Source organism: Bacillus atrophaeus (genome assembly GCF_001584335.1).
GTDB classification, from domain to species: domain Bacteria; phylum Bacillota; class Bacilli; order Bacillales; family Bacillaceae; genus Bacillus; species Bacillus atrophaeus.
Genome location: NZ_LSBB01000020.1, coordinates 700,808 through 720,899, shown reverse-complemented (window position 1 = coordinate 720,899; position 20,092 = coordinate 700,808). Strand labels below are relative to the sequence as shown.

Here is a 20,092-nt window from a genome sequence, read left to right as displayed (position 1 = left end):
TTTGTAAAGTGTTTTTTCTTAACAATGGTTTTATCATGTATAACCGATTACATAAAAGGTAATTTAAATCCCTTTTTCTTTCCTTTTGACATGTTGGTCATCTGCTTCATCATTTTTTTCATTTCTTCAAACTGCTTCAGCAGACGGTTGACTTCCTGTACGGATGTCCCGCTCCCTTTTGCAATCCGCTTACGCCGGCTTGCATTGATGAGATCCGGCTGTTCTTTTTCAAGAACAGTCATTGATTTAATGATGGCTTCAACGTGATTCAGCTGCTTTTCATCCACCTGAATGTTCTTTAAGCCCTTCATTTTCCCCGCGCCGGGCATCATTTGCAGAAGCTCATCAAGAGGCCCCATGTTGCGAACCTGTCCGAGCTGCTCCAGAAAATCATCGAGTGTGAAACTCATCGTCCTCATTTTTTGTTCCAGCTCTTTTGCTTTGTCTTCATCGACACTTGCCTGAGCTTTTTCAATTAATGTCAGAACGTCGCCCATTCCGAGAATTCGGGATGCCATTCGCTCAGGGTGGAAAGCTTCAAGCGCGTCAAGCTTTTCTCCTAAGCCGGCAAATTTAATCGGCGTATTCGTAACCGCCCGAATGGAAAGGGCTGCCCCTCCGCGCGTGTCACCGTCAAGCTTCGTTAAAACAACACCCGTTAAACCGAGCTGTTCGTTAAAGCTTTTGGCCACATTTACGGCGTCTTGACCAGTCATTGAGTCGACGACAAGGAAGATTTCCTCCGGGTTCGCAATTTCTTTTACATTTGCCAATTCATCCATGAGTTCATGGTCAATGTGCAAACGGCCCGCGGTATCCAAAATGACATAATCATAATGTTCTTCCTTGGCTTTTTCAATGGCCTGTTTGGCAATTTCAACCGGGCTTACCTGGTCGCCAAGAGAAAAAACAGGCATATCAAGCTGTTTACCGAGTGTCTCCAGCTGCTTGATCGCAGCGGGACGGTAAATATCAGCGGCAACCAGAAGCGGTTTACGGTTATGCTTTTTACGGAGCAGATTCGCAAGCTTCCCGGTGGTTGTCGTTTTACCCGCCCCTTGAAGACCCACCATCATAATGACGGTAGGCGGCCGCTTCGCTACGGCGATTTTGCTTTCTTCTCCACCCATCAGCTCGGTTAATTCCTCTTTTACAACCTTAATAACCTGCTGGCCGGGCGTCAGGCTTTGCATGACGTCTTGGCCGACGGCTCTTTCACTCACTTTTTTCACAAAGTCCTTAACCACTTTAAAGTTTACGTCGGCCTCAAGAAGCGCAAGCCGAACTTCACGCATCATTTCTTTTACATCTTGTTCGGTGACTTTACCTTTTCCGCGGATTTTGGAAATCGTCTGCTGCAGTCGGTCGGCTAATCCTTCAAATGCCATTGTTTGCCGCCTCCTAATCTAATTTCTCAAGCGCTTCGATAAGAGCTTCAACGTCTTCCTTCTCTTTAACGTCGGACGTGAGCTCCTTCAGCTTATGAAAGATCTCTTTACGCTCCTGAAACTTTTTCAGCAGGAGCAGCTTTTCTTCATATTGTTCAAGCATTGCTTCTGTACGTTTAATATTGTCATAAACGGCTTGTCTGGACACGTCATATTCTTCGGCTATTTCGCCAAGGGAGAAATCGTCCAAGTAATAAAGCGACATATAGCTCTTCTGTTTGGACGTTAACAACGACTGATAAAAATCAAACAGATAATTCATTCTCGTTGTTTTTTCGAGCGACATCATGAGCTCTCCCCTTTGTTAAGTCAAATCCCTTTACGAAAACTTAGTTTACATGGTTTTATATCAACTGTCAAGTTTTTATCTTGTCAAAGAAAAATGCCTATTTTCACAAATTGATTTGATCATATTCATAAAAAAGAACTTGATGCTGATATATGTAAAGGAAGGCAAAATTATAAGGTTTACATGAGTGAAATCACACAATCAGACTGCGGGAAAACCTTTTACTCCTGCGAGATGGTTCCCTTTAAAGTTTATAGTGAAAGATAAAAAAACCGGGGAAGCCCCCGGTTTTTCCGATTATTCATCTGCATTTTCAACTAAGTCTGAAAAGAGTCCGTATACGTATGATTCCGGATCGAATTGCTGGAGATCATCAACTTTTTCTCCAAGGCCGACCAGTTTTACAGGGATATGAAGCTCGTTGCGGATCGCAAGAACAATTCCGCCTTTTGCCGTTCCGTCGAGTTTGGTTAAGGCAATTCCTGTTACATTGGTTGCTTTTGAGAATTCTTTCGCCTGAGCCATCGCATTTTGTCCGGTTGTTGCGTCAAGGGCCAGCAGCACCTCGTGAGGCGCTTCGGGTACCTCCCTTTCAATCACGCGTTTTACCTTTTCAAGCTCCTTCATCAAGTTCACTTTATTTTGAAGACGGCCGGCTGTATCACAAATGAGCACATCGGCTTCCCGCGCTTTCGCAGCGTGAACAGCGTCATATATAACAGCCGCAGGGTCGCTCCCGGCAGCCTGCTTAATAACAGGCACTCCTGTCCGTTCTCCCCATACTTCCAGCTGTTCGATAGCTCCAGCTCTGAACGTATCTCCAGCTGCAAGAACGACAGATTTGCCTTCTTCTTTCAGCTTATGCGCAAGCTTGCCGATCGTTGTCGTTTTTCCCACTCCGTTTACACCAACTAAAAGAATGACATTTAAACGTCCTGCTTGAATATTCAAGTCAGAAACCTGCTCATCTCCGCTGTTATAAATCTCAACCAATTTCTCCGAAATAACAGATTGTACTTCCTGAGGATCTTGGATATTTCTCAGTTTGACTTCTTTTTTCAGCTCATCAATCAGTTCCATGACTGTCGTAAAGCCTACATCCGCTCCGATCAGCACTTCTTCAAGCTCTTCAAAGAAATCTTCATCCACTTTGCGGTAGCGAGACACAAGATCATTTACTTTATCTTGAAAGGAACTCCTTGTTTTCTCCAATCCCTCTTTAAATTTTTCAGATACGGAGTCTGTCTGTTTTGTGATTTTCTCTTTTAATTTTTTAAAAAAGCTCATCTTTCAACCTCTTTCCTCGTTACTGAACTAATTCTTTTGTTTCCTCCAGCTTGACCGAGACCAGCTTTGAAACCCCAGATTCCTGCATTGTAACGCCGTAGAGCACGTCTGCTTCTTCCATTGTCCCTTTTCTGTGGGTGATCACGATAAACTGTGTTTCGCCGCTGTATTTTTTTAAGTATTGCGCAAAACGGAAAACATTTGCCTCGTCAAGCGCCGCCTCTACCTCATCCAATACACAAAACGGCACAGGTCTAACCTTTAGAATCGAGAAGAGAAGGGCTATAGCCGTAAGAGCTCGTTCCCCGCCTGATAAAAGGCTCAGATTCTGCAATTTTTTCCCCGGAGGCTGCGCGATGATATCGACTCCCGAATGAAGCAGATCATTCGGATCAGTAAGCTTTAGCTCCGCACGGCCGCCTCCGAACAAGGAACGGAAGACGTGATCGAAGTGAGAACGGATCTGTACGAACGTATCATTGAAACGCTTCGTCATTTCCTCATCCATTTCCTCAATGACTTGGAACAGCGTATTTTTCGCTTCTGTCAGGTCATTTTTCTGCTCACTCAAAAATTCGTACCGTTCATTGACCCGCTCGAATTCATCTATGCTTCCGAGGTTGACGGTGCCAAGCTCCTCTATTGCCAGCTTAATCAATTTGACTCTTTTTCTGGCTTCTTCCGGGTCTGTTTCAAGCTGGTACTTTTCTTTCGCCCCTTCAAAGGACAGACTGTACTCTTCACGTAAGTACTGCAATAAATTATCCAGCTCGACTTCCATCCGGCCGAGTTTTACTTCCTCGTCTTTTAAGAGCGTTGTCTTTTGTTTATACAGCCGCTTCATTTCTTTCAGTTCGAGTTCGTATGTATCTAGGCCCTGCTGGAGTTTCATGCGCTGGTTCCGTCTTACAGAAATCAGTTCAGCCGTTCTTGTTTTATCATTTAATTTGGCTTTTGCAGCTTCTTCAAGCTTCACTTCACCGCTTGTGCTGGATGACATCTCTGTCGTTAAGAAGCTTAAATCCTCGGCGGTTTCTTTTAAGGCGAGCTGCGTTTCTTCCAGCTCTTTCTTCAGTCTGTTGAGATTTTCCTCTTCATTCGTACAGACTTGTTCCTTTTTCGCCGCGGCGATTTTGTGTTCTGTCAGCTCATTTGATAATGATTCTTTCGTTGAAGTTTGCATTTGCTTTTGCTGTGTGAGCCTTTCCATTTCCTCTTCAAGCTCTTTTATTTGATCAGACACTTCTGCAAGCTCTTTTTCAAGCTGACGCTTGCGTGCATTCTTTTCTTGGTCGTTTTCCAGAAGAGCCGATTTTTCCTGATCGTAGAGCTCTAAATGAGTATTGATATTCTTCTCGGCAATTTGCAGCTCGTATAGCTGGCCTTTGATGTCCTGCTGCTTCAGCCTTAAATTTTCTCCGGCTTCCCTCAGTTCAGCAAGCTTGTTCTCAGATTCCTGAATGGATTGCTTGACGGATTTGACTTCACTTTCCAAGAGAGCTGTTTTTTCTTCCATTTCCACAAGCCGTTTAGTGATGGTTTCAAGCTCCCGGCTTCTTCCGAGAAGCGAATTGTTTTTCTTTTTGACTGCTCCCCCGGTCATGGAGCCACCCGGATTCACAACATCCCCTTCAAGCGTGACGATGCGGTATCTGTGTCCCAGCTGCTTGGCGAGCTCGTTTGCTCCCTTTAAGTGCTCGGTTATCAGGACTGTTCCAAGCAGGTTTTGAATGACGCGGCGGTATGCCGGCTCAAATGTGACGAGATCACTTGCCACACCGATAAATGCCGGATGTTTTTCCGCTGTCTCTGCATCACGGCTTTGGAGCTGGCGATCTTTCACAACAGAAAGAGGCAGAAATGTCGCCCGGCCGAATGAATGCTGCTTTAAATATTGAATGGCCTGGCGGGCAGATTGCTCGTTTTCTGTTATGACGTGCTGGGCAGAAGCGCCAAGAGCGATTTCAATTGCCGTTTCATACGTTTGTTCCGTTGTGATAAGTTCAAGTACCGCCCCATGAATGCCGTCAAGCTTGTTTTTTGCTTTCAGCACTTCCTTTACGCCTTGATAAAATCCGGAGAAATCTCCCTGCATCGTTTCCAGCATGTCTTTTTTTGACTTTGCCTGCTGTACGAATTGATACGCCTGATAAAGCGCAGATTCATTTTTTTCATATTGGCGTTTTTTCTGTTCATATTTCGACTGGGCTTCACGGTACTGTGCCACTTGGCGGTGCATGTCATGCTCAATGCGCGCAAATTCGGTTTCACACGCGGCCTTCTTTTCAGAAATTTCTTTTCGTTCTTGAATGTATTTTTCGTTATTGGCTGTCAGTCTTTGCTGCTGCACAGCAGACTGGGTCATTTGGTCATCTAAAAGCTGCAGCTCATTGCGGAAGGAGGCCTGGCTGTTTAATAACTCAAAGTAATCGCTTTTCAGCTGTTCGATTTTCTCTTCAACATTTTCACTGTGCAGATTCAGTGCCTGCTGCTTTTCTTTGGCCTGGGCCTGGAGCTGCTTCACTTCTGCCCTCAGCTTTTCAAATACTGCCGTCTGTTTTGTGATATTCTCTTTCAGCTCGGTTTCTTTTTGCTGATAGAGAATAATTGCTTCTTCAAGTTGTTCTCGGTTTTGAGTGGCGTTTTTCTTGCGCTCTTTCAGTACTTCTTTGCGCCCTTCCAGTTTTTCAAGCTCTTCACTTGTGACTAAAAGGACCTGTTGAAGCTCATCAACCGATTCGTCAAGCGCTTGGATTTTATCGCGTGTGTCTTCGATTTTCGCTTCCTTTGCAGAAATAGCAGAAGATTCAGCGACCTCTTCCTCTTTTGCGATTTGAACTTTTTTCTGAAGGCTCGTCCACTTGCCGTGCAGCTCTTCAATATCATAAGCGGTCAGAGCGATCTCCACATGTTCCAGCTCTTTCTTTTTATCCAAATAGTCTTTTGCTATGGATGCCTGGATTTTCAGCGGTTCTACCTGACCTTCAAGCTCATGTAATATATCTTCCACTCTGTTTAAATTATCTTGTGTTTCAAACAGTTTATTTTCCGCTTTTTTCTTTCTTGTTTTATATTTAAGCACCCCGGCAGCTTCTTCAAAGATGCTTCGCCGCTCTTCCGCCTTGCTGCTCAGGATTTCTTCGACTTTCCCTTGGCTGATGATGGAAAATGCTTCTTTTCCAAGCCCGGAGTCCATAAATAAATCAATGATATCCTTTAAACGGCATGGCTGATTATTGATAAGAAATTCACTCTCGCCTGATCTGTAAACTCTTCTTGTCACGCTGACTTCGTGGAAATCAATCGGCAAAAAATGATCGTCATTGTCGAGTGTCAATGTGACCTCAGCAAGATTTAATCTCTTTCGCGAATCACTTCCGGCGAAAATAATATCTTCCATTTTTCCCCCGCGAAGAGACCGCGCTGATTGTTCTCCAAGAACCCAGCGGATGGCGTCTGTTATATTGCTTTTCCCGCTGCCGTTCGGACCGACAACGGCGGTGACGCCTTTTACAAAATCAACGGAGATCCGTTCTGCAAATGATTTAAATCCTATAACGTCTAAACGTTTGAGGAACATAGCGATCCTCCTTATGTATGAATTAAGTATTTCAATTTTATCATAAACTTGTCCGGAACATACTGAAATCCCCCTTGGAGATGCAGGGGGATTTTATTGTTTCGTATGGTGTTTTTGCAATTTAGCAAGAGCTTCCTGCGCCGCGTGCTGTTCGGCTTCTTTCTTCGAACGGCCGTTTCCGATTCCGAGCGCTTCACCTTTAAGGGATACGAGCGCTTCGAATTCCCGATTGTGCGCGGGCCCTTTTTCATTCTGTATTTTATACTCAAGCGTGCCTTTACCATCCCGCTGTACAAATTCTTGCAGCTGGCTTTTGAAATCCATCACATGAGAAAAAGCACCATCGTTTATTTTAGGGAACACATAGACTTTTAAGAAACTTTCGACCGGCTCTAATCCTTGGTCAAGGTATAAGGCTCCGATAAACGCCTCGAAGACATCAGCCAAAAGTGCAGGACGCTTCCTTCCGCCTGTCATTTCTTCACCTTTTCCTAGTAGGACAAGATCGCCGAATGACAATTCATGAGCCAGAGAAACGAGAGACGGCTCGCATACAATTGCGGCTCTCAGCTTCGTCAAATCTCCTTCACTCATAGCCGGATATTTGGCAAATAAGAATTGGGAGATCGTCAATTCCAAAACAGCGTCACCTAAAAATTCAAGCCTTTCATTATCTTCATATGGCTTTTTCCGATGCTCATTCACATACGATGAATGTGTAAATGCTTGATACAAAAGTTTTTCGTTTTGAAAATGAACTGAAATCCGTTCTTGGAACTCTTTAAATTGCTCAATTTTTTTATAGAACGTTTTTCTATCTTTATAATGTGAGTGTTTTGACATAGTAACCTCCATAGGCACATCAGGTTCACCGCGCTTCTCTGACTAAACCGGATACAGCGCACGTAAAAGCGGCATGCTGTAATAACTGCACGAATAAAGGGCTAAAGCCCCGCTTTCAGACGGGACTTTTAGCTTTAGCTTATTGCTGGTTTTGTATGTAGTTCACAGCGTCGCCGACTGTTGCAATCTTTTCAGCATCTTCGTCAGAAATCTCCATGTCAAACTCGTCTTCAAGTTCCATAACAAGTTCAACTACATCTAGGGAATCAGCACCTAAGTCTTCCTTGAAAGAAGCTTCAAGTTTGACGTCTGCTTCATCTACGCCAAGGCGGTCTACGATGATTTTTGTTACACGCTCTAATGCATCTGCCATAGCAATTCACCTCCCCTCAAGTATTATAGTTGATTCGTTTTTAAAAAACTAGAGTAACTATGATGAAATTTTCGAGAAAATATATTACATCACCATTCCGCCGTCAATATGAAGCGTCTGGCCTGTCATGTAACGTGCTCCTTCGGAAGCAAGGAACGTGACAACGCTGCTGACGTCACGAGGATCGCCAAAACGCGCGAGCGGAATTTGTTTCAGCATTTCATCTTGTACTTCTTTGGTCAGTTTATCCGTCATATCCGTAGAAATAAATCCTGGTGCAATTGCATTGACGGTAATATTACGGCTTGCAAGTTCTTTCGCTGACGATTTAGTTAAACCGATGACTCCTGCTTTTGCCGCGACATAGTTGGCTTGTCCCGGGTTTCCACTGACACCTACAATAGATGACACGTTAATAATCCGGCCCGAACGCTGTTTCATCATTTGTCTTGTCACGGCTTTGGTGCAATTGAAGACACCTTTTAAGTTAATGTTGATAACATCATCCCACTCATTTTCTTTCATTCTCATCAGCAGGTTGTCTTTTGTAATGCCGGCGTTGTTCACCAGGATGTCAATAGAAGAGAAAGTCGCGATTGTCTCTTTTATCATGTTTTGTACATCTTCGGCATTTGATACATCGCATTTTACAGCAATTGCTTTTCGGCCGAGTGATTTAATTTCATCAACCACTTCATTTGCTTTCGCTTCATTGCCCGAATAGTTAACGACAACGTCAGCTCCGTTTTTGGCCAAATCCAATGCAATCGCACGGCCGATTCCGCGTGACGCTCCAGTTACGATAGCCGTTTTATCATTCAGCATTTCCGTACTCCTCCTTTAAGGTTTGAAGTGCAAGCTCGATTGTTTCCGGATCAGAAACCGCAATGGTTTTCAAACGGCGGTTTACTTTTTTGACAAGTCCGGACAGCACTTTCCCGGGGCCGATTTCGATAAAAACGGTTACACCTTCGTCAATCAGCTTGTTAATTGTTTCCTCAAAACGGACCGGTGAGTAAAGCTGCTCAATCAGCTTGGCTTTGATGTCTTCTTTCTCTGTCATTACATCAGCAGAAACATTTGAAATGACAGGAACATTCGTATCTTTCAGCTCACAAGCGTCCAGCACTTCTGCCAGCTTTTCTGCAGCCGGTTTCATCAATTCCGAATGGAAAGGACCGCTTACCTCCAGCGGAATGGCCCGTTTTGCACCGTTTTCTTTTGCTTGCTCTGAAGCAAGCTCAACACCTTTAGCGGTTCCCGAGATGACAATTTGCCCCGGGCAGTTCAAGTTTGCAAGCTGGACAAGATTTCCTTCTTCAGTGACTTTGTCGGTCACCTGCTGTAAAGCTTCGGCATCCATGCCTAGAATAGCCGCCATCGCGCCTTCTCCGGCAGGCACCGCTTCATTCATAAATTCGCCGCGTTTTCTGACAGCATAAACAGCATCTTTAAAAGAGATCGCTCCTGCTGCGACAAGCGCTGAGTATTCGCCGAGGCTGTGTCCGGCGGTAAAATCCGGTGTAATGCCTGCCTCTTTAAATTTTTCAAGAATCGCGATGCTTGTCGTCAGCAGTGCTGGCTGCGCATTATATGTAAGAGTTAATTCTTCGGCATCGCCTTCAAAAATGAGGGAGCTGAGCTTTGTTTCCAAGGCTTCATCCGCTTCATCAAATATTCGTTTTGAAACGGATTCCCGTTCATATAGTTCTTTTCCCATTCCAATAAATTGTGATCCCTGTCCAGGGAATAAAAATGCAACCTTGCTCATGATGATAAAACCTCCAGATTAAGCATCCGTTTTTTCTTCTTTTATTTCTTCTTCGATAAAAGCAGCGACATTTTGGCTGACCATGTCTCTGGCCTGACGAATGGCATGGTAGACCGCACGGGCGTCTGAAGAACCGTGCGCTTTAATCACCGGCGCCTTCAATCCGAAAAGGCTGGCCCCTCCATACTCGGAATAGTCCATTTTCAATTTCATTTCTTTTAATTTTGGCTTAAGCACTGCTGCTGCAAGCTTTGAAGTGAAATTGGATGTCATTGCTTCTTTCATCATTTTAAAAATAGACATCGCAGAGCCTTCCAGGGTTTTAAGCGTAACATTTCCCGTGAAGCCGTCTGTTACGACTACATCGGCAACGCCCTCTAAAATATCTCTCGCTTCAACGTTTCCGATAAATTGGACGTTTGTTTCCTTTAACTGCTGAAATGCCTGCTTTGTCAGATCGTTTCCTTTTTTATCCTCGGTTCCGACATTTAAAAGGCCGATTCTCGGAGCAGATATGCCAAGCACTTGTTTGGCGTAAACCGAACCCATGATGGCGTATTGAACAAGATGTTCTGGTTTAGCATCCACATTGGCCCCGACATCGAGAAGGAGAAAGCCTTCACCTGAAACAGTCGGCAACGTCGGCGCAAGCGCAGGGCGTTCAATCCCTTTTATTCTTCCGACGATAAACAGCCCCGCTGTCATTAATGCGCCTGTATTTCCTGCTGAAATGCAGGCATCAGCACGTTGTTCTGCCACTTCCTGAGCCATCAGCACCATAGAAGAATTCTTTTTTCTGCGTACGGCGCGTACAGGTTCATCCGTCGCTTCAATCACTTCATCAGCGTGCAGCACCGTGATGCGTTCTGAAGTTGTTGGTAAGTGTGATTCTATTGTTGTTTTGTCACCGACAAGCGTAATTTGAAGATCATCAAACGCTTCAATCGCCTTCATAACTCCGTCAATAACAGCTTTGGGAGCGTGGTCTCCTCCCATAGCATCTACAGCTATTCTCATGCATGCTCCACCTTTATGAATGTTTTGAACGGTACATGTCAAAGTCTCCAGAAAAAACAATCTCTTCCCCAACATAGCTGTTGACCTCAACAACCGTTCTGCCTTTATCTTTTTCGACCGCAGTCACCTTTGCTTTAGCAACGACACGCTCACCCTGCTTCACCTGTCTTGTAAAGCGGATATTTGCACTCGCTGTTAATGCCAGCTCATCATCAATGACCGCAACGGCAAGTGAGTTCGCCTGCGCAAACAAATGATGCCCTCTCGCAATCTGATTACGGCTGAAGACATGCTCATTTTTAATTTCCAATATAGAAATCGCCTGTTCATCAAGCTCGAGATCAATAACCTCTCCAATGACCTCATCTAACGACAGCGATTTCACTTCATCTTCAAGTGTTTTCTCTGCAACGTTTTTTATTCTTTCTCGAAGCTCCGGTATAGAGAGCTCTAAGCGATCCAGACGGATGGTCTGAATGCTCACCCCGAATTTCCCCGCTAATTCTTCATCGGTGATAAAAGGGGTCGCTATTATCGTCTGCTGTAGCAATTCCTGGCGTTCTTTCTTATTTCTCCTCATATATAAACACCATCCGGACAATTAAGACTAGGTACTAATAGTAGTATATAATCTCATAGATTGGAATGCAACGATTGTTTATAGAGAAAACCAAAAATTTCTGAACTCAGCTTAATTTTTCGCCGTCCATTACCCCGCTTTTCAACAGCTGCTCTCTCAGCGCCTGGTATTCCGGCTCGTTCCAGAAAGCCTCTGAAGACACCAGATCAGCCGCATCCTGCCTTGCCGTTTCCAGGGCTCTGTAATCATGGACCATGTCTGCCACCTTGAACTCAGGCATACCGCTTTGTTTTTTTCCGAAAAAGTCACCAGGACCGCGCAATTCCAAATCCTTCTCAGACAATTCAAAACCGTCATTGGTCTCAGACATAATTCTCATCCGCTCTTTCCCGGTTTCGGATTTCGGATCAGCCATCAAAATACAGAAGGATTGATATTCTCCGCGTCCGACCCGTCCCCGGAGCTGATGAAGCTGGGATAAGCCGAAACGGTCAGCATCATATATAACCATAATCGTGGCATTCGGGACATTCACGCCTACTTCAACTACTGTTGTTGAAACTAATATCTGACACTCATTTGCGCTGAATTCCCTCATCACCTGATCTTTTTCATCAGAGTGCAGCTTTCCATGCATCAGTCCCACATTCCATTTGCCCCGATAAACTTCTGAAAGCATGTTGTATACATCAATGGCATTTTGCACATCCAGTTTGTCAGACTCTTCAATCAGCGGACAAATGATATACGCCTGCCTGCCCTGTCTTACTTCTTTTTCAATGAATGACAAAATGCGGTCAAGCATGTCGTGCTTCACCCAATAGGTTTCGATTTGTTTGCGCCCTGCCGGCATTTCATCAATAACCGATACATCCATTTCTCCAAAAACGGTAATTGCGAGTGTCCGGGGAATCGGGGTAGCGGTCATAAATAACACATCAGGATCCTGCCCCTTGTTCCTAAGCTTTTTGCGCTGCTCCACTCCAAACCTATGCTGTTCATCTGTAATTACAAGGCCCAAAGCTTTAAACTCGACCTCGTCCTGTATCAGGGCGTGGGTTCCTACGAGTATATCGATATCTCCCGCTTGCAGTCTTTCAAGCAGCTCCCTGCGACGTTTGCCTTTGACTGAGCTTGTGAGCAGAGCGATATTCACATTCCAATTCTCAAATAGTGCAACGAGAGAATCCGCGTGCTGCTCGGCAAGTATTTCTGTCGGCACCATAAGCGCACCTTGGTAGCCTGATAGAATGGCTGCATACAGCCCGATAGCTGCCACGGCCGTTTTCCCAGACCCTACGTCCCCTTGAAGCAGCCGGTTCATTCTGTACGGCGAAGACATATCCGCCGTAATGTCGCGCAGCACGCGGGACTGTGCATTCGTAAGCGGAAACGGAAGGCTTTCTACAAAGCTCATCAGTTCTTCGTTGGAAAAATGATGCTTGATGCCTTGTGATTGTTCTCGCTCAGCTTTCCGGAACGCCTGCATTTTCAGCTGAAACAGCAGGAATTCTTCATAGACGAAACGGCGCCTAGCTTGCTTTAGAGATTCTCTCGTTTCTGGCTGATGCATCGTTTTTAATGCTTGATGATAATCCGGCAGTTTATAATGGAGCCTGAGTTTTTCAGGCAACGGATCAGACATTGTGTCAAGATATTGGGAAAGTGCCTGCTGAATGAATCTTCTCATCATTTTCACGGTGACATTTTCTTTTACTGAGTATACCGGCTCTATACTTTTATCCTCTTGATGCGGGCCGTTTTTCAGTTCCTGCACCATGATAGTCTGGCGATGCTTGTCCCATTTTCCAGATATGGTGACCACTGAACCGAGCGAGAGCTTTTTTTTCAAATAAGGGCGGTTAAAACAAACCGCCGTAATTAAATAATGGCCGACCAAAAGCCGGAATGTCAGCCTGTTTCGCTTTTTGCCGTAATAAGTGAGAGAAGGCTCTGAGTGAACCTTCCCTTCGACTGTGACTCTTTCATCATGCTTGACGTCTTCTAAATCTCTCAGCTCGTAGTCATCATAACGGTAGGGAAAATAGTTCAGCAGATCAGACACATCATAGATACCAAGTTCATGAAGTGTTTTTTCTGTTTCTGATCCGATACCTTTGATATGAGAAATACTAGTTTGCAGACGTTTCACTTGAACTGAGCGCTCCTCCGAATATTTTTTTCTCTAATTCTCTTCCGGTCGGTGTTGCCGCTAATCCGCCCTGCCCAGTTTCTCTGAGCGAAGTCGGCATCGTTTGGCCAATTTTGTACATGGCGTCAATGACCTCGTCACACGGGATGCGGCTCGTGATACCGGCAAGCGCCATATCAGCAGCAATCATTGCATTTGAGGCGCCCATTGCATTCCGCTTCACACATGGCACTTCTACAAGGCCCGCCACCGGATCACACACTAGTCCAAGCATGTTCTTCAGCGTAATGGCCATGGCTTCCGCACATTGTTCCGGTGTTCCTCCGGCCATTTCCACAATTGCCGCTGCGGCCATCCCTGAAGCTGATCCGACCTCAGCCTGACAGCCGCCGGCTGCGCCTGATATACTCGCATTATTGGCAACGACAAAGCCGAACGCTCCTGATGTAAACAAAAAGCGCACCATCTGTTCTTTTGTCGGATTCAGTTTTCCCTTTACCGCAAATAAAGTTCCCGGAACGACACCCGCTGAACCGGCGGTGGGCGTAGCGCAGATCGTGCCCATCGCTGCGTTGACTTCATTCGTCGCGACAGCTTTTGATACCGCATCTAAAATGAGAGAGCCCGACAGGCTTTTGCCTGATTCAATATAGGCTTGCAGCTTAACCGCGTCTCCCCCAGTCAAACCCGTTTGGCTTGTTACGCCTTTAATGCCTCTTTCAACTGCCGCTTCCATCACGGTCAGGTTGTGCTCCATCTGTTCGAAAATTTCGGCTCTCGTCTTTTCCGATACTTCCATTTCCTGAACGATCATTACCTCTGAAATGGGAATTTGTTTTTCTTTTGTAATCGCAATTAATTCCTTTACATTACGAAACATAGCTTATGTCCTCCTGACTTCACTAGTCAGCAATTTTAGTGACTTGAATAATATTTGGCAGTTTCTTAAGCTCATCGAGCACGTCATCATCAATATTTTGATCCACTTCTATCGTCATCAGCGCAAGCTGGCCGATGTCCTTTCGCGCCACCTCCATATGTCCTACATTAATGGAGAATTTCGCAAGGACATTTGCCACTCCCGCAATGGTGCCGAACTTATCATTATGGACCACTAAAATGGCAGGATGGTTCCCTGAAAGGCGGAGTTCGAACCCGTTTAATTCGGTTATTTCGATTTTGCCTCCCCCTATTGAAATTCCGGTCAATTCGAGCTCTCCTTGATCATCCGATATCCTGATCTTGGCTGTGTTCGGATGAACAGGGACAGCGTCTTCCACCCTAAACTCTATCGTTATTCCTTTATCTTCAGCAATTTGGATCGCCGTTTTTATCCGTTCGTCAAATGTATCAAAATCGAGCAGGCCGCCGATAATGGCGACATCGGTGCCATGGCCTTTATAAGTTTCCGCAAAAGAGCCATAAAAAGAAACTATGATGCGCTCTGGCTCTCTGCCAAACAGACTTCTGGCCACTCTTCCGATTCGCGCCGCGCCCGCAGTATGTGAGCTGGACGGACCAATCATAACCGGTCCGATGATATCAAAAACGCTCCTGTATTTCATGTTTTTCCCCCTCTTATCTATCAATCAACAAACCTTTTTAGCGCTTTTCTTCTAGACTAATTGATCAGATATGAAATGGCAAGCGGACGTATTACCGCGCTGCCGCACTTAAAAGAAGGCATAAGAATAGAAGGGCCGTAAGCCCTTCTACTCTACCGCAAATATATAAGAATACAGCGGCTGTTTTCCGTTATGGATTTCAACTTCCACATCTTCAAACTTATCGCCTAGAAACTCTTCAAGCTGTGCCGCTTCCTCCGCAGAAGCATCCTCTCCATACAGAACCGTCACAATTTCATCTTCTTCCCCAATCATTTCGGAAAGCAGCATTTTTGCCGCTGCAAGCTGATCTTCAGCGCTGCCGATAATCGTTCCGTTCAGAATTCCCATAAAGTCGCCTTTTTTAATGTCATGGCCGTCTATATGAGTATCTCTGACTGAATAAGTCACCTGTCCGCTTTTCACTTGCTGAATGGCGTCAAGCATATTCGCTTCATTGACCTCTGGTTCTTGCTGCGGATTAAACGCTAATAGAGCAGACATCCCTTGAGGCACGGTTTTTGCAGGAATGACAAATACCTGCTGTTCTAAAACGCTTGCCGCTTGATTGGCAGCCATTATAATGTTAGAGTTGTTCGGCAAAATGAACACAACTTCAGCATTCACCGACTTGACAGCTTCTGCGATATCTTCAGTGCTCGGATTCATTGTTTGTCCGCCTTCAATAACGGAAGAAGCGCCGATGCTTTTAAACAGCTCTGAAATGCCTTCTCCCATCGCGACCGTGACAATACCGTACGGCTGCTTTTTAGTTGATGGCGCGACAGGCGCCCCGCTGTCAGCAGGCATCAGATCCTGACTGATGATAGACGTGTGCTGCTCTCTCATATTTTCGATTTTGATTTTAATCAATTCGCCGTAGTTTTGCGCGTAGTTTAATACGTTTCCGGGCTCTTCGGCATGGACATGGACCTTCGCCAGTGTATCATCTGCAATCACTAGAAGCGAATCGCCGAATCGGCTCAGATCGTTTCTGAATGTTTCTTCATTAAACTCTCTTTTGTCCTGATCCAGCCTTACCATAACCTCGGTGCAGAAACCATATTCTATATCTTCCGTGCTCATCATGCTTTGTGCGCTCTTATGATGCTCAGCGCTGACCATGTCGTCAAGTGAAGGAAGAGCTGTTTTTGCTGAAACGGTTTCTCCTTTTAATGAAGCCAGAAATCCTTCATATACGCAAAGCAGCCCTTTTCCGCCGCTGTCCACCACGCCGACTTCCTTCAGTACAGGAAGCAAATCGGGCGTTCTGTTCAGCGATGCCTCTGCTTCTTCAGTGACAGCCTCCATCAGCTTTATGATATCGGTTTCTTTTTGGGCCGCAGCGACTGCTTCTTTCGCCGCATCTTTTGCTACTGTTAAAATCGTCCCCTCAACAGGCTTCATCACTGCCTTATAAGCCATGTCTACACCGGCTTGAAGCGCTGCGGCAAACTCATTGGCGTTTATTTCTTTTTTTTGCTCAATGCTTTTGCTGAAACCCCGGAATAATTGCGACAATATGACACCTGAGTTCCCTCTCGCTCCCATGAGCAATCCCTTAGACAGCGCAATTCCCACCTTGCCGATATCAGATGTCTCAAGATGTTCCACTTCTCTCGCTCCGGAGGTCATCGACAGGTTCATATTTGTTCCTGTATCGCCGTCCGGGACCGGAAACACATTTAACGCATCAACAACTCCTGCGTTCTGAGACAGGTTTTGAGACCCTGAAAGAATCATTTCCGCAAAGGCTCTCCCATCCAATTTTCGTTTAGACAATACTTTTCCTCCTAACTACGGGTTCGTCACTCGTACGCCTTGGACATAAATATTTACAGAATCCACTGCAAGTCCGACTGTTTGGTCTACTGTGTATTTTACTTTTGTTTGAACATTGTGTGCGACTTCGGATATTTTGGTGCCGTAGCTCACAATAATGTACATGTCAATATGTATCCGGTCTGCTTCCTGGCGGACAAGAACACCCCGGCTGAAATTCTCTTTGCGGAGGATCTCAGTCAGTCCGTCTTTAATTTGGCTTTTAGATGCCATACCTACAATTCCGTAACAGTCAATTGCCGCGCCTCCGGCAACCATCGCGATGACTTCATTCGATATATCAATCTGTCCGTATTTTGTTCTTAATTCAATGGACACGCAAGTTCCTCCTTCGAGTGCATAGAGTTATAGCTATTCTACTATATGTACTCCGTTATGAAAAGAAAAGTCAGCAACACTGACTGTCCAACCCTACTTATACTACAGCGTTCAATTTTTTTCAAGTTGTCAAGTGATTTTTCTTGAAAGGAGGGTAAACAATAGTTGCAAACGGTTTTTAGCTGTGGTAAATTATTAAAGTATCGAAAGCATCTAAGAAAAATGCATGTTGAAAAGTAGATGTTTTGCGCAGTTAGGAGGGAAACAAATGGCACGTAAATGCGTTATCACAGGTAAAAAAACAACAGCTGGGAATAACCGTTCTCACGCAATGAACGCTTCTAAGCGCACTTGGGGCGCGAATCTTCAAAAGGTTCGTATCCTTGTGAACGGCAAACCTAAAAAAGTATATGTATCTGCTCGAGCTTTGAAATCCGGTAAAGTTGAGCGTGTATAACAAAATGAACGCCTGCCCCGATATGTGTGGCAGGCGTTTTTATGTGGTGTAAGAGGGCTTCGCTGTCAGGCTTAATCTTTTTTAAATGAGCCCAGCATTGCCCGGACAATTCCTCCTAAAAACTTCGGCAATTTAATGGTGTAAAATTTCATTTTTGTCCCCCTCCTATAAGTCCCGTAACCGCCTGTTCATCGTTCTAAAGGTTTATTGTTTCTGCATTTGAGTGAAAGCACGTAACTAATCAGTGCTCCTTACCATTATTACTATGCCTTCAGCAAACGAAAAAGTACCTCGTGAATAAATGAGTTCGTTACTAATACATAGTGTTGAACCGAATGTAATATGACAGTTTTTTAGCGGATATTTAAAACCGGTGAGGGTAAGCTCTTCTACCTCTTCAGAAAACGGGATGAATGAAATATATCTTTTGCCGAAGTCCTTCTCAATTGTATGTGTTCCCGGTGTAAACATTTGAATGATGTTCTGTTTGTCGATCAGCTGAATCGCTGTGTTTGATTCAATGCCTTTGTGCAAAAGCTGGATATTCCCTAAAAAATGATCAGCTCTCCCGCCCGTGATACCGAATACTTGGATCATATCCGGCTTTTGCTCTAAAGCCCAGACGAGTGCAAGCTCTAAGTCTGTTTGGTCTTTTTCCGCCTGGTACACATGCAAACCCGGCGCCGCCTTTTCAATTTTCCGGCGCTCTCGGTCTGTAATACTGTCAAAATCTCCGAACGCTTCATCCGGGATGATGCCGGCGTCTAACAATGTGACCGTGCCTTTATCAACACCGACCCACAGCATTTGATCAGCGGCATACTGGGAAAGTTCCGGTATTAAGTCAATCGGTCCGCCGGCGACTATATTTATCTGGCTCATATTGTTTCCTCTCTTTGTCTGCATACATGAAAAAGAGCTCAAGCTGGTCAATCAGCGCTTGGCTCTTTCGAAGTGCTTATTTACTAGCTGCCTCTAATGTCAGAAATGGCTTTCTTGCGGTCATTTTGGCCATAAATCGCAGACCCCGCGACAAGTAAGTTGGCGCCTGCTTCAATGCATAGCGGGGCTGTCTCTTTGTTGACGCCGCCGTCTACTTCAATCAGTATCTCATTTTTCCCTTTTACGTCTGCAAGCCGGCGGACTTCGCTTATTTTCGGCAGGACGGAATGAATAAACTTCTGCCCTCCAAAGCCCGGATTCACAGTCATTAAGAGAACGAGATCAAGCTCTTCTATCACATGTTTAATCATATCAACGGGGGTGTGGGGATTAAGCACAACTCCCGCCTTTACGCCATGTTCTTTTATTAATTGAATGGTTCGGTGAAGGTGCGGACATGCTTCGGCATGGACGGATATCACATCCGCTCCCGCCTTTGCGAATGCCGGTATGTAACGGTCCGGCTCTTCTATCATTAAATGAACATCAAGCGGAAGTTCTGTCACCGGACGAACGGCTTCCACAATAAGCGGGCCGATCGTAATATTTGGGACAAAATGGCCGTCCATCACATCAATGTGAATATAATCGGCTCCGCCCTGCTCCACGTCTTTTATTTCCTTTCCCAAAGAGGCAAAATCAGCGGAAAGGATAGATGGTGCAACCTTAATCATGTTAATACCTCGGCTTTCTGTCTTTAATCTCCATCATAAATTCAACATAATGGTCATAACGGTATTTTGTTATTTCTTCGTTCTCAGCGGCTTGTTTTACGGCACATTTCGGCTCTTTCAGATGAAGGCAGCCTCTGAATTTGCATTCAGCGCTTTTTTCTCTGATTTCGGGAAATGTATATCCCAGCTCTTCCGCCTCAATGCCGGTAAATTCCAGTGAACTGAATCCTGGCGTGTCCGCAACTAATCCGCCTGATGTGTGGATGAGTTCGACATGCCGGGTGGTATGTTTCCCGCGGCCTAAGTGCTCCGAAATTTCATCCGTTCTCAGTTCAAGCTCAGGACTTATCGCATTTAAAAGTGAAGATTTCCCGACTCCGGACTGGCCTGCAAAGACAGTCGTTTTATTCCGAAAATGAGAAATGATGTCCGGTAACCCGTTTTGTTCCTTGGATGAGGTGAGATAAACCTCATAACCGATTTTACGGTAGTCTTTTGCATAAGCCTGAATGGCTTCTTTTGTTTTTTGGTCATTGACAAGATCCATTTTGGTGATACAGATGATGGGAAGAATATCGTTTGCTTCAACAAGCACTAAAAAACGGTCTAATAAAGATGTGCTGAAAGTGGGCTGAACCGCAGAAAAAACGAGCACTGCCTGATCAACGTTTGAGATCGGCGGCCTGACTAGCTCATTGGTTCTATCTTTTATTTCTAAAAGGTAGCCTTCCTTTTCATGCTCAGCTTGATACACTACATAGTCACCGACGAGAGGCGTTATTTTATTTTTTCTAAAAATGCCTCTTCCCCTGCATTGGATCACTTTTCCTTCTTTTGTATCGTCTGATTCGTCCAGTACGTAATAAAACCCGCTTAACGCTTTAATAATCTTGCCTTCAGGCATATTGTCCCTCC

At 45.0% G+C, this 20,092-nt stretch carries 20 protein-coding genes; 1 reads left to right on the top strand and 19 read right to left on the bottom strand.

Annotated features, from left to right (window positions below):
* Positions 1-47 precede the first annotated feature (47 nt).
* The 15 genes from ffh to AXI57_RS17215 form a co-directional block, all read right to left on the bottom strand.
* A complete protein-coding gene (gene ffh, locus AXI57_RS17285) occupies positions 48-1,388 on the bottom strand; it encodes a signal recognition particle protein (protein WP_003328971.1) in 1,341 nt (446 codons plus the stop codon).
* 13 nt (positions 1,389-1,401) lie between these two features.
* The gene (locus tag AXI57_RS17280; RefSeq protein WP_003328972.1) at positions 1,402-1,734 is read right to left on the bottom strand and encodes a putative DNA-binding protein; all 333 of its coding nucleotides are present in this window, start codon (positions 1,732-1,734) and stop codon (positions 1,402-1,404) included.
* Between the two features lie 300 nt (positions 1,735-2,034).
* The gene (gene ftsY / locus AXI57_RS17275) at positions 2,035-3,024 is read right to left on the bottom strand and encodes a signal recognition particle-docking protein FtsY (RefSeq protein WP_061670764.1); all 990 of its coding nucleotides are present in this window, start codon (positions 3,022-3,024) and stop codon (positions 2,035-2,037) included.
* A gap of 19 nt (positions 3,025-3,043) precedes the next feature.
* Positions 3,044-6,604 carry a chromosome segregation protein SMC gene (gene smc / locus AXI57_RS17270; protein ID WP_061670763.1) on the bottom strand — a complete coding sequence of 1,187 codons (3,561 nt, stop codon included), beginning with the start codon at positions 6,602-6,604 and terminating at the stop codon, positions 3,044-3,046.
* A gap of 93 nt (positions 6,605-6,697) precedes the next feature.
* Positions 6,698-7,447, bottom strand: coding sequence for a ribonuclease III (gene rncS / locus AXI57_RS17265; RefSeq protein ID WP_010788584.1), 750 nt, complete (start codon positions 7,445-7,447; stop codon positions 6,698-6,700).
* A gap of 139 nt (positions 7,448-7,586) precedes the next feature.
* Positions 7,587-7,820, bottom strand: a complete 234-nt coding sequence (acpP, locus tag AXI57_RS17260) for an acyl carrier protein (RefSeq protein ID WP_003328976.1) — start codon at positions 7,818-7,820, stop codon at positions 7,587-7,589.
* Positions 7,821-7,904: 84 nt separating this feature from the next.
* Positions 7,905-8,645, bottom strand: coding sequence for a 3-oxoacyl-[acyl-carrier-protein] reductase (gene fabG, locus AXI57_RS17255; protein ID WP_003328977.1), 741 nt, complete (start codon positions 8,643-8,645; stop codon positions 7,905-7,907).
* Positions 8,635-9,591 (bottom strand): ACP S-malonyltransferase, encoded by a 957-nt coding sequence (gene fabD / locus AXI57_RS17250; protein WP_003328979.1) that lies wholly within the window; start codon positions 9,589-9,591, stop codon positions 8,635-8,637. The genes fabG and fabD overlap by 11 nt, the downstream gene beginning before the upstream one ends.
* Positions 9,592-9,609: 18 nt before the next feature.
* A complete protein-coding gene (gene plsX / locus AXI57_RS17245; RefSeq protein ID WP_003328980.1) occupies positions 9,610-10,608 on the bottom strand; it encodes a phosphate acyltransferase PlsX in 999 nt (332 codons plus the stop codon).
* A gap of 13 nt (positions 10,609-10,621) precedes the next feature.
* Entirely contained in the window at positions 10,622-11,188 is a 567-nt protein-coding gene (fapR, locus tag AXI57_RS17240) for a transcription factor FapR (RefSeq protein WP_003328981.1), read from the bottom strand.
* Positions 11,189-11,294: 106 nt separating this feature from the next.
* Positions 11,295-13,340, bottom strand: coding sequence for an ATP-dependent DNA helicase RecG (gene recG, locus AXI57_RS17235; protein WP_061670762.1), 2,046 nt, complete (start codon positions 13,338-13,340; stop codon positions 11,295-11,297).
* Positions 13,321-14,220: an L-serine ammonia-lyase, iron-sulfur-dependent, subunit alpha gene (sdaAA, locus tag AXI57_RS17230; protein ID WP_003328983.1), complete on the bottom strand. Its 900-nt coding sequence runs from the start codon at positions 14,218-14,220 to the stop codon at positions 13,321-13,323. The genes recG and sdaAA overlap by 20 nt, the downstream gene beginning before the upstream one ends.
* 22 nt (positions 14,221-14,242) lie before the next feature.
* On the bottom strand, positions 14,243-14,905 hold the full coding sequence (gene sdaAB, locus AXI57_RS17225; RefSeq protein ID WP_003328984.1) for an L-serine ammonia-lyase, iron-sulfur-dependent subunit beta: 663 nt from the start codon (positions 14,903-14,905) through the stop codon (positions 14,243-14,245).
* 147 nt (positions 14,906-15,052) lie between these two features.
* The gene (locus AXI57_RS17220) at positions 15,053-16,726 is read right to left on the bottom strand and encodes a DAK2 domain-containing protein (protein ID WP_061670761.1); all 1,674 of its coding nucleotides are present in this window, start codon (positions 16,724-16,726) and stop codon (positions 15,053-15,055) included.
* Between the two features lie 15 nt (positions 16,727-16,741).
* A complete protein-coding gene (locus AXI57_RS17215) occupies positions 16,742-17,104 on the bottom strand; it encodes an Asp23/Gls24 family envelope stress response protein (protein ID WP_003328986.1) in 363 nt (120 codons plus the stop codon).
* A gap of 268 nt (positions 17,105-17,372) precedes the next feature.
* On the opposite strand from AXI57_RS17215, the gene rpmB reads away from it, so the two are divergent.
* On the top strand, positions 17,373-17,561 hold the full coding sequence (gene rpmB / locus AXI57_RS17210) for a 50S ribosomal protein L28 (protein WP_003221548.1): 189 nt from the start codon (positions 17,373-17,375) through the stop codon (positions 17,559-17,561).
* Between the two features lie 71 nt (positions 17,562-17,632).
* Here rpmB and spoVM read toward each other — a convergent pair whose 3' ends face one another.
* The 4 genes from spoVM to rsgA all read right to left on the bottom strand — a co-directional run bounded on the left by spoVM (position 17,633) and on the right by rsgA (position 20,081).
* Complete coding sequence (spoVM, locus tag AXI57_RS17205) at positions 17,633-17,713, bottom strand: stage V sporulation protein SpoVM (protein WP_003328987.1); 81 nt, start codon at positions 17,711-17,713, stop codon at positions 17,633-17,635.
* 85 nt (positions 17,714-17,798) lie between these two features.
* A complete protein-coding gene (locus AXI57_RS17200; RefSeq protein ID WP_003328988.1) occupies positions 17,799-18,443 on the bottom strand; it encodes a thiamine diphosphokinase in 645 nt (214 codons plus the stop codon).
* Positions 18,444-18,526: 83 nt separating this feature from the next.
* Entirely contained in the window at positions 18,527-19,177 is a 651-nt protein-coding gene (gene rpe, locus AXI57_RS17195) for a ribulose-phosphate 3-epimerase (RefSeq protein ID WP_003328990.1), read from the bottom strand.
* A gap of 1 nt (position 19,178) precedes the next feature.
* On the bottom strand, positions 19,179-20,081 hold the full coding sequence (gene rsgA / locus AXI57_RS17190; RefSeq protein WP_061670760.1) for a ribosome small subunit-dependent GTPase A: 903 nt from the start codon (positions 20,079-20,081) through the stop codon (positions 19,179-19,181).
* Positions 20,082-20,092 lie beyond the last annotated feature (11 nt).

What these genes read in the sequence shown, in the direction of transcription:
- ffh (WP_003328971.1), bottom strand. Translation starts at nt 1,388, where the DNA reads ATGGCATTTGAAGGATTAGCCGACCGACTGCAGCAGACGATTTCCAAA.
- AXI57_RS17280 (WP_003328972.1), bottom strand. Translation starts at nt 1,734, where the DNA reads ATGTCGCTCGAAAAAACAACGAGAATGAATTATCTGTTTGATTTTTAT.
- ftsY (WP_061670764.1), bottom strand. Translation starts at nt 3,024, where the DNA reads ATGAGCTTTTTTAAAAAATTAAAAGAGAAAATCACAAAACAGACAGAC.
- smc (WP_061670763.1), bottom strand. Translation starts at nt 6,604, where the DNA reads ATGTTCCTCAAACGTTTAGACGTTATAGGATTTAAATCATTTGCAGAA.
- rncS (WP_010788584.1), bottom strand. Translation starts at nt 7,447, where the DNA reads ATGTCAAAACACTCACATTATAAAGATAGAAAAACGTTCTATAAAAAA.
- acpP (WP_003328976.1), bottom strand. Translation starts at nt 7,820, where the DNA reads ATGGCAGATGCATTAGAGCGTGTAACAAAAATCATCGTAGACCGCCTT.
- fabG (WP_003328977.1), bottom strand. Translation starts at nt 8,645, where the DNA reads ATGCTGAATGATAAAACGGCTATCGTAACTGGAGCGTCACGCGGAATC.
- fabD (WP_003328979.1), bottom strand. Translation starts at nt 9,591, where the DNA reads ATGAGCAAGGTTGCATTTTTATTCCCTGGACAGGGATCACAATTTATT.
- plsX (WP_003328980.1), bottom strand. Translation starts at nt 10,608, where the DNA reads ATGAGAATAGCTGTAGATGCTATGGGAGGAGACCACGCTCCCAAAGCT.
- fapR (WP_003328981.1), bottom strand. Translation starts at nt 11,188, where the DNA reads ATGAGGAGAAATAAGAAAGAACGCCAGGAATTGCTACAGCAGACGATA.
- sdaAA (WP_003328983.1), bottom strand. Translation starts at nt 14,220, where the DNA reads ATGTTTCGTAATGTAAAGGAATTAATTGCGATTACAAAAGAAAAACAA.
- sdaAB (WP_003328984.1), bottom strand. Translation starts at nt 14,905, where the DNA reads ATGAAATACAGGAGCGTTTTTGATATCATCGGACCGGTTATGATTGGT.
- rpmB (WP_003221548.1), top strand. Translation starts at nt 17,373, where the DNA reads ATGGCACGTAAATGCGTTATCACAGGTAAAAAAACAACAGCTGGGAAT.
- spoVM (WP_003328987.1), bottom strand. Translation starts at nt 17,713, where the DNA reads ATGAAATTTTACACCATTAAATTGCCGAAGTTTTTAGGAGGAATTGTC.
- AXI57_RS17200 (WP_003328988.1), bottom strand. Translation starts at nt 18,443, where the DNA reads ATGAGCCAGATAAATATAGTCGCCGGCGGACCGATTGACTTAATACCG.
- rpe (WP_003328990.1), bottom strand. Translation starts at nt 19,177, where the DNA reads ATGATTAAGGTTGCACCATCTATCCTTTCCGCTGATTTTGCCTCTTTG.
- rsgA (WP_061670760.1), bottom strand. Translation starts at nt 20,081, where the DNA reads ATGCCTGAAGGCAAGATTATTAAAGCGTTAAGCGGGTTTTATTACGTA.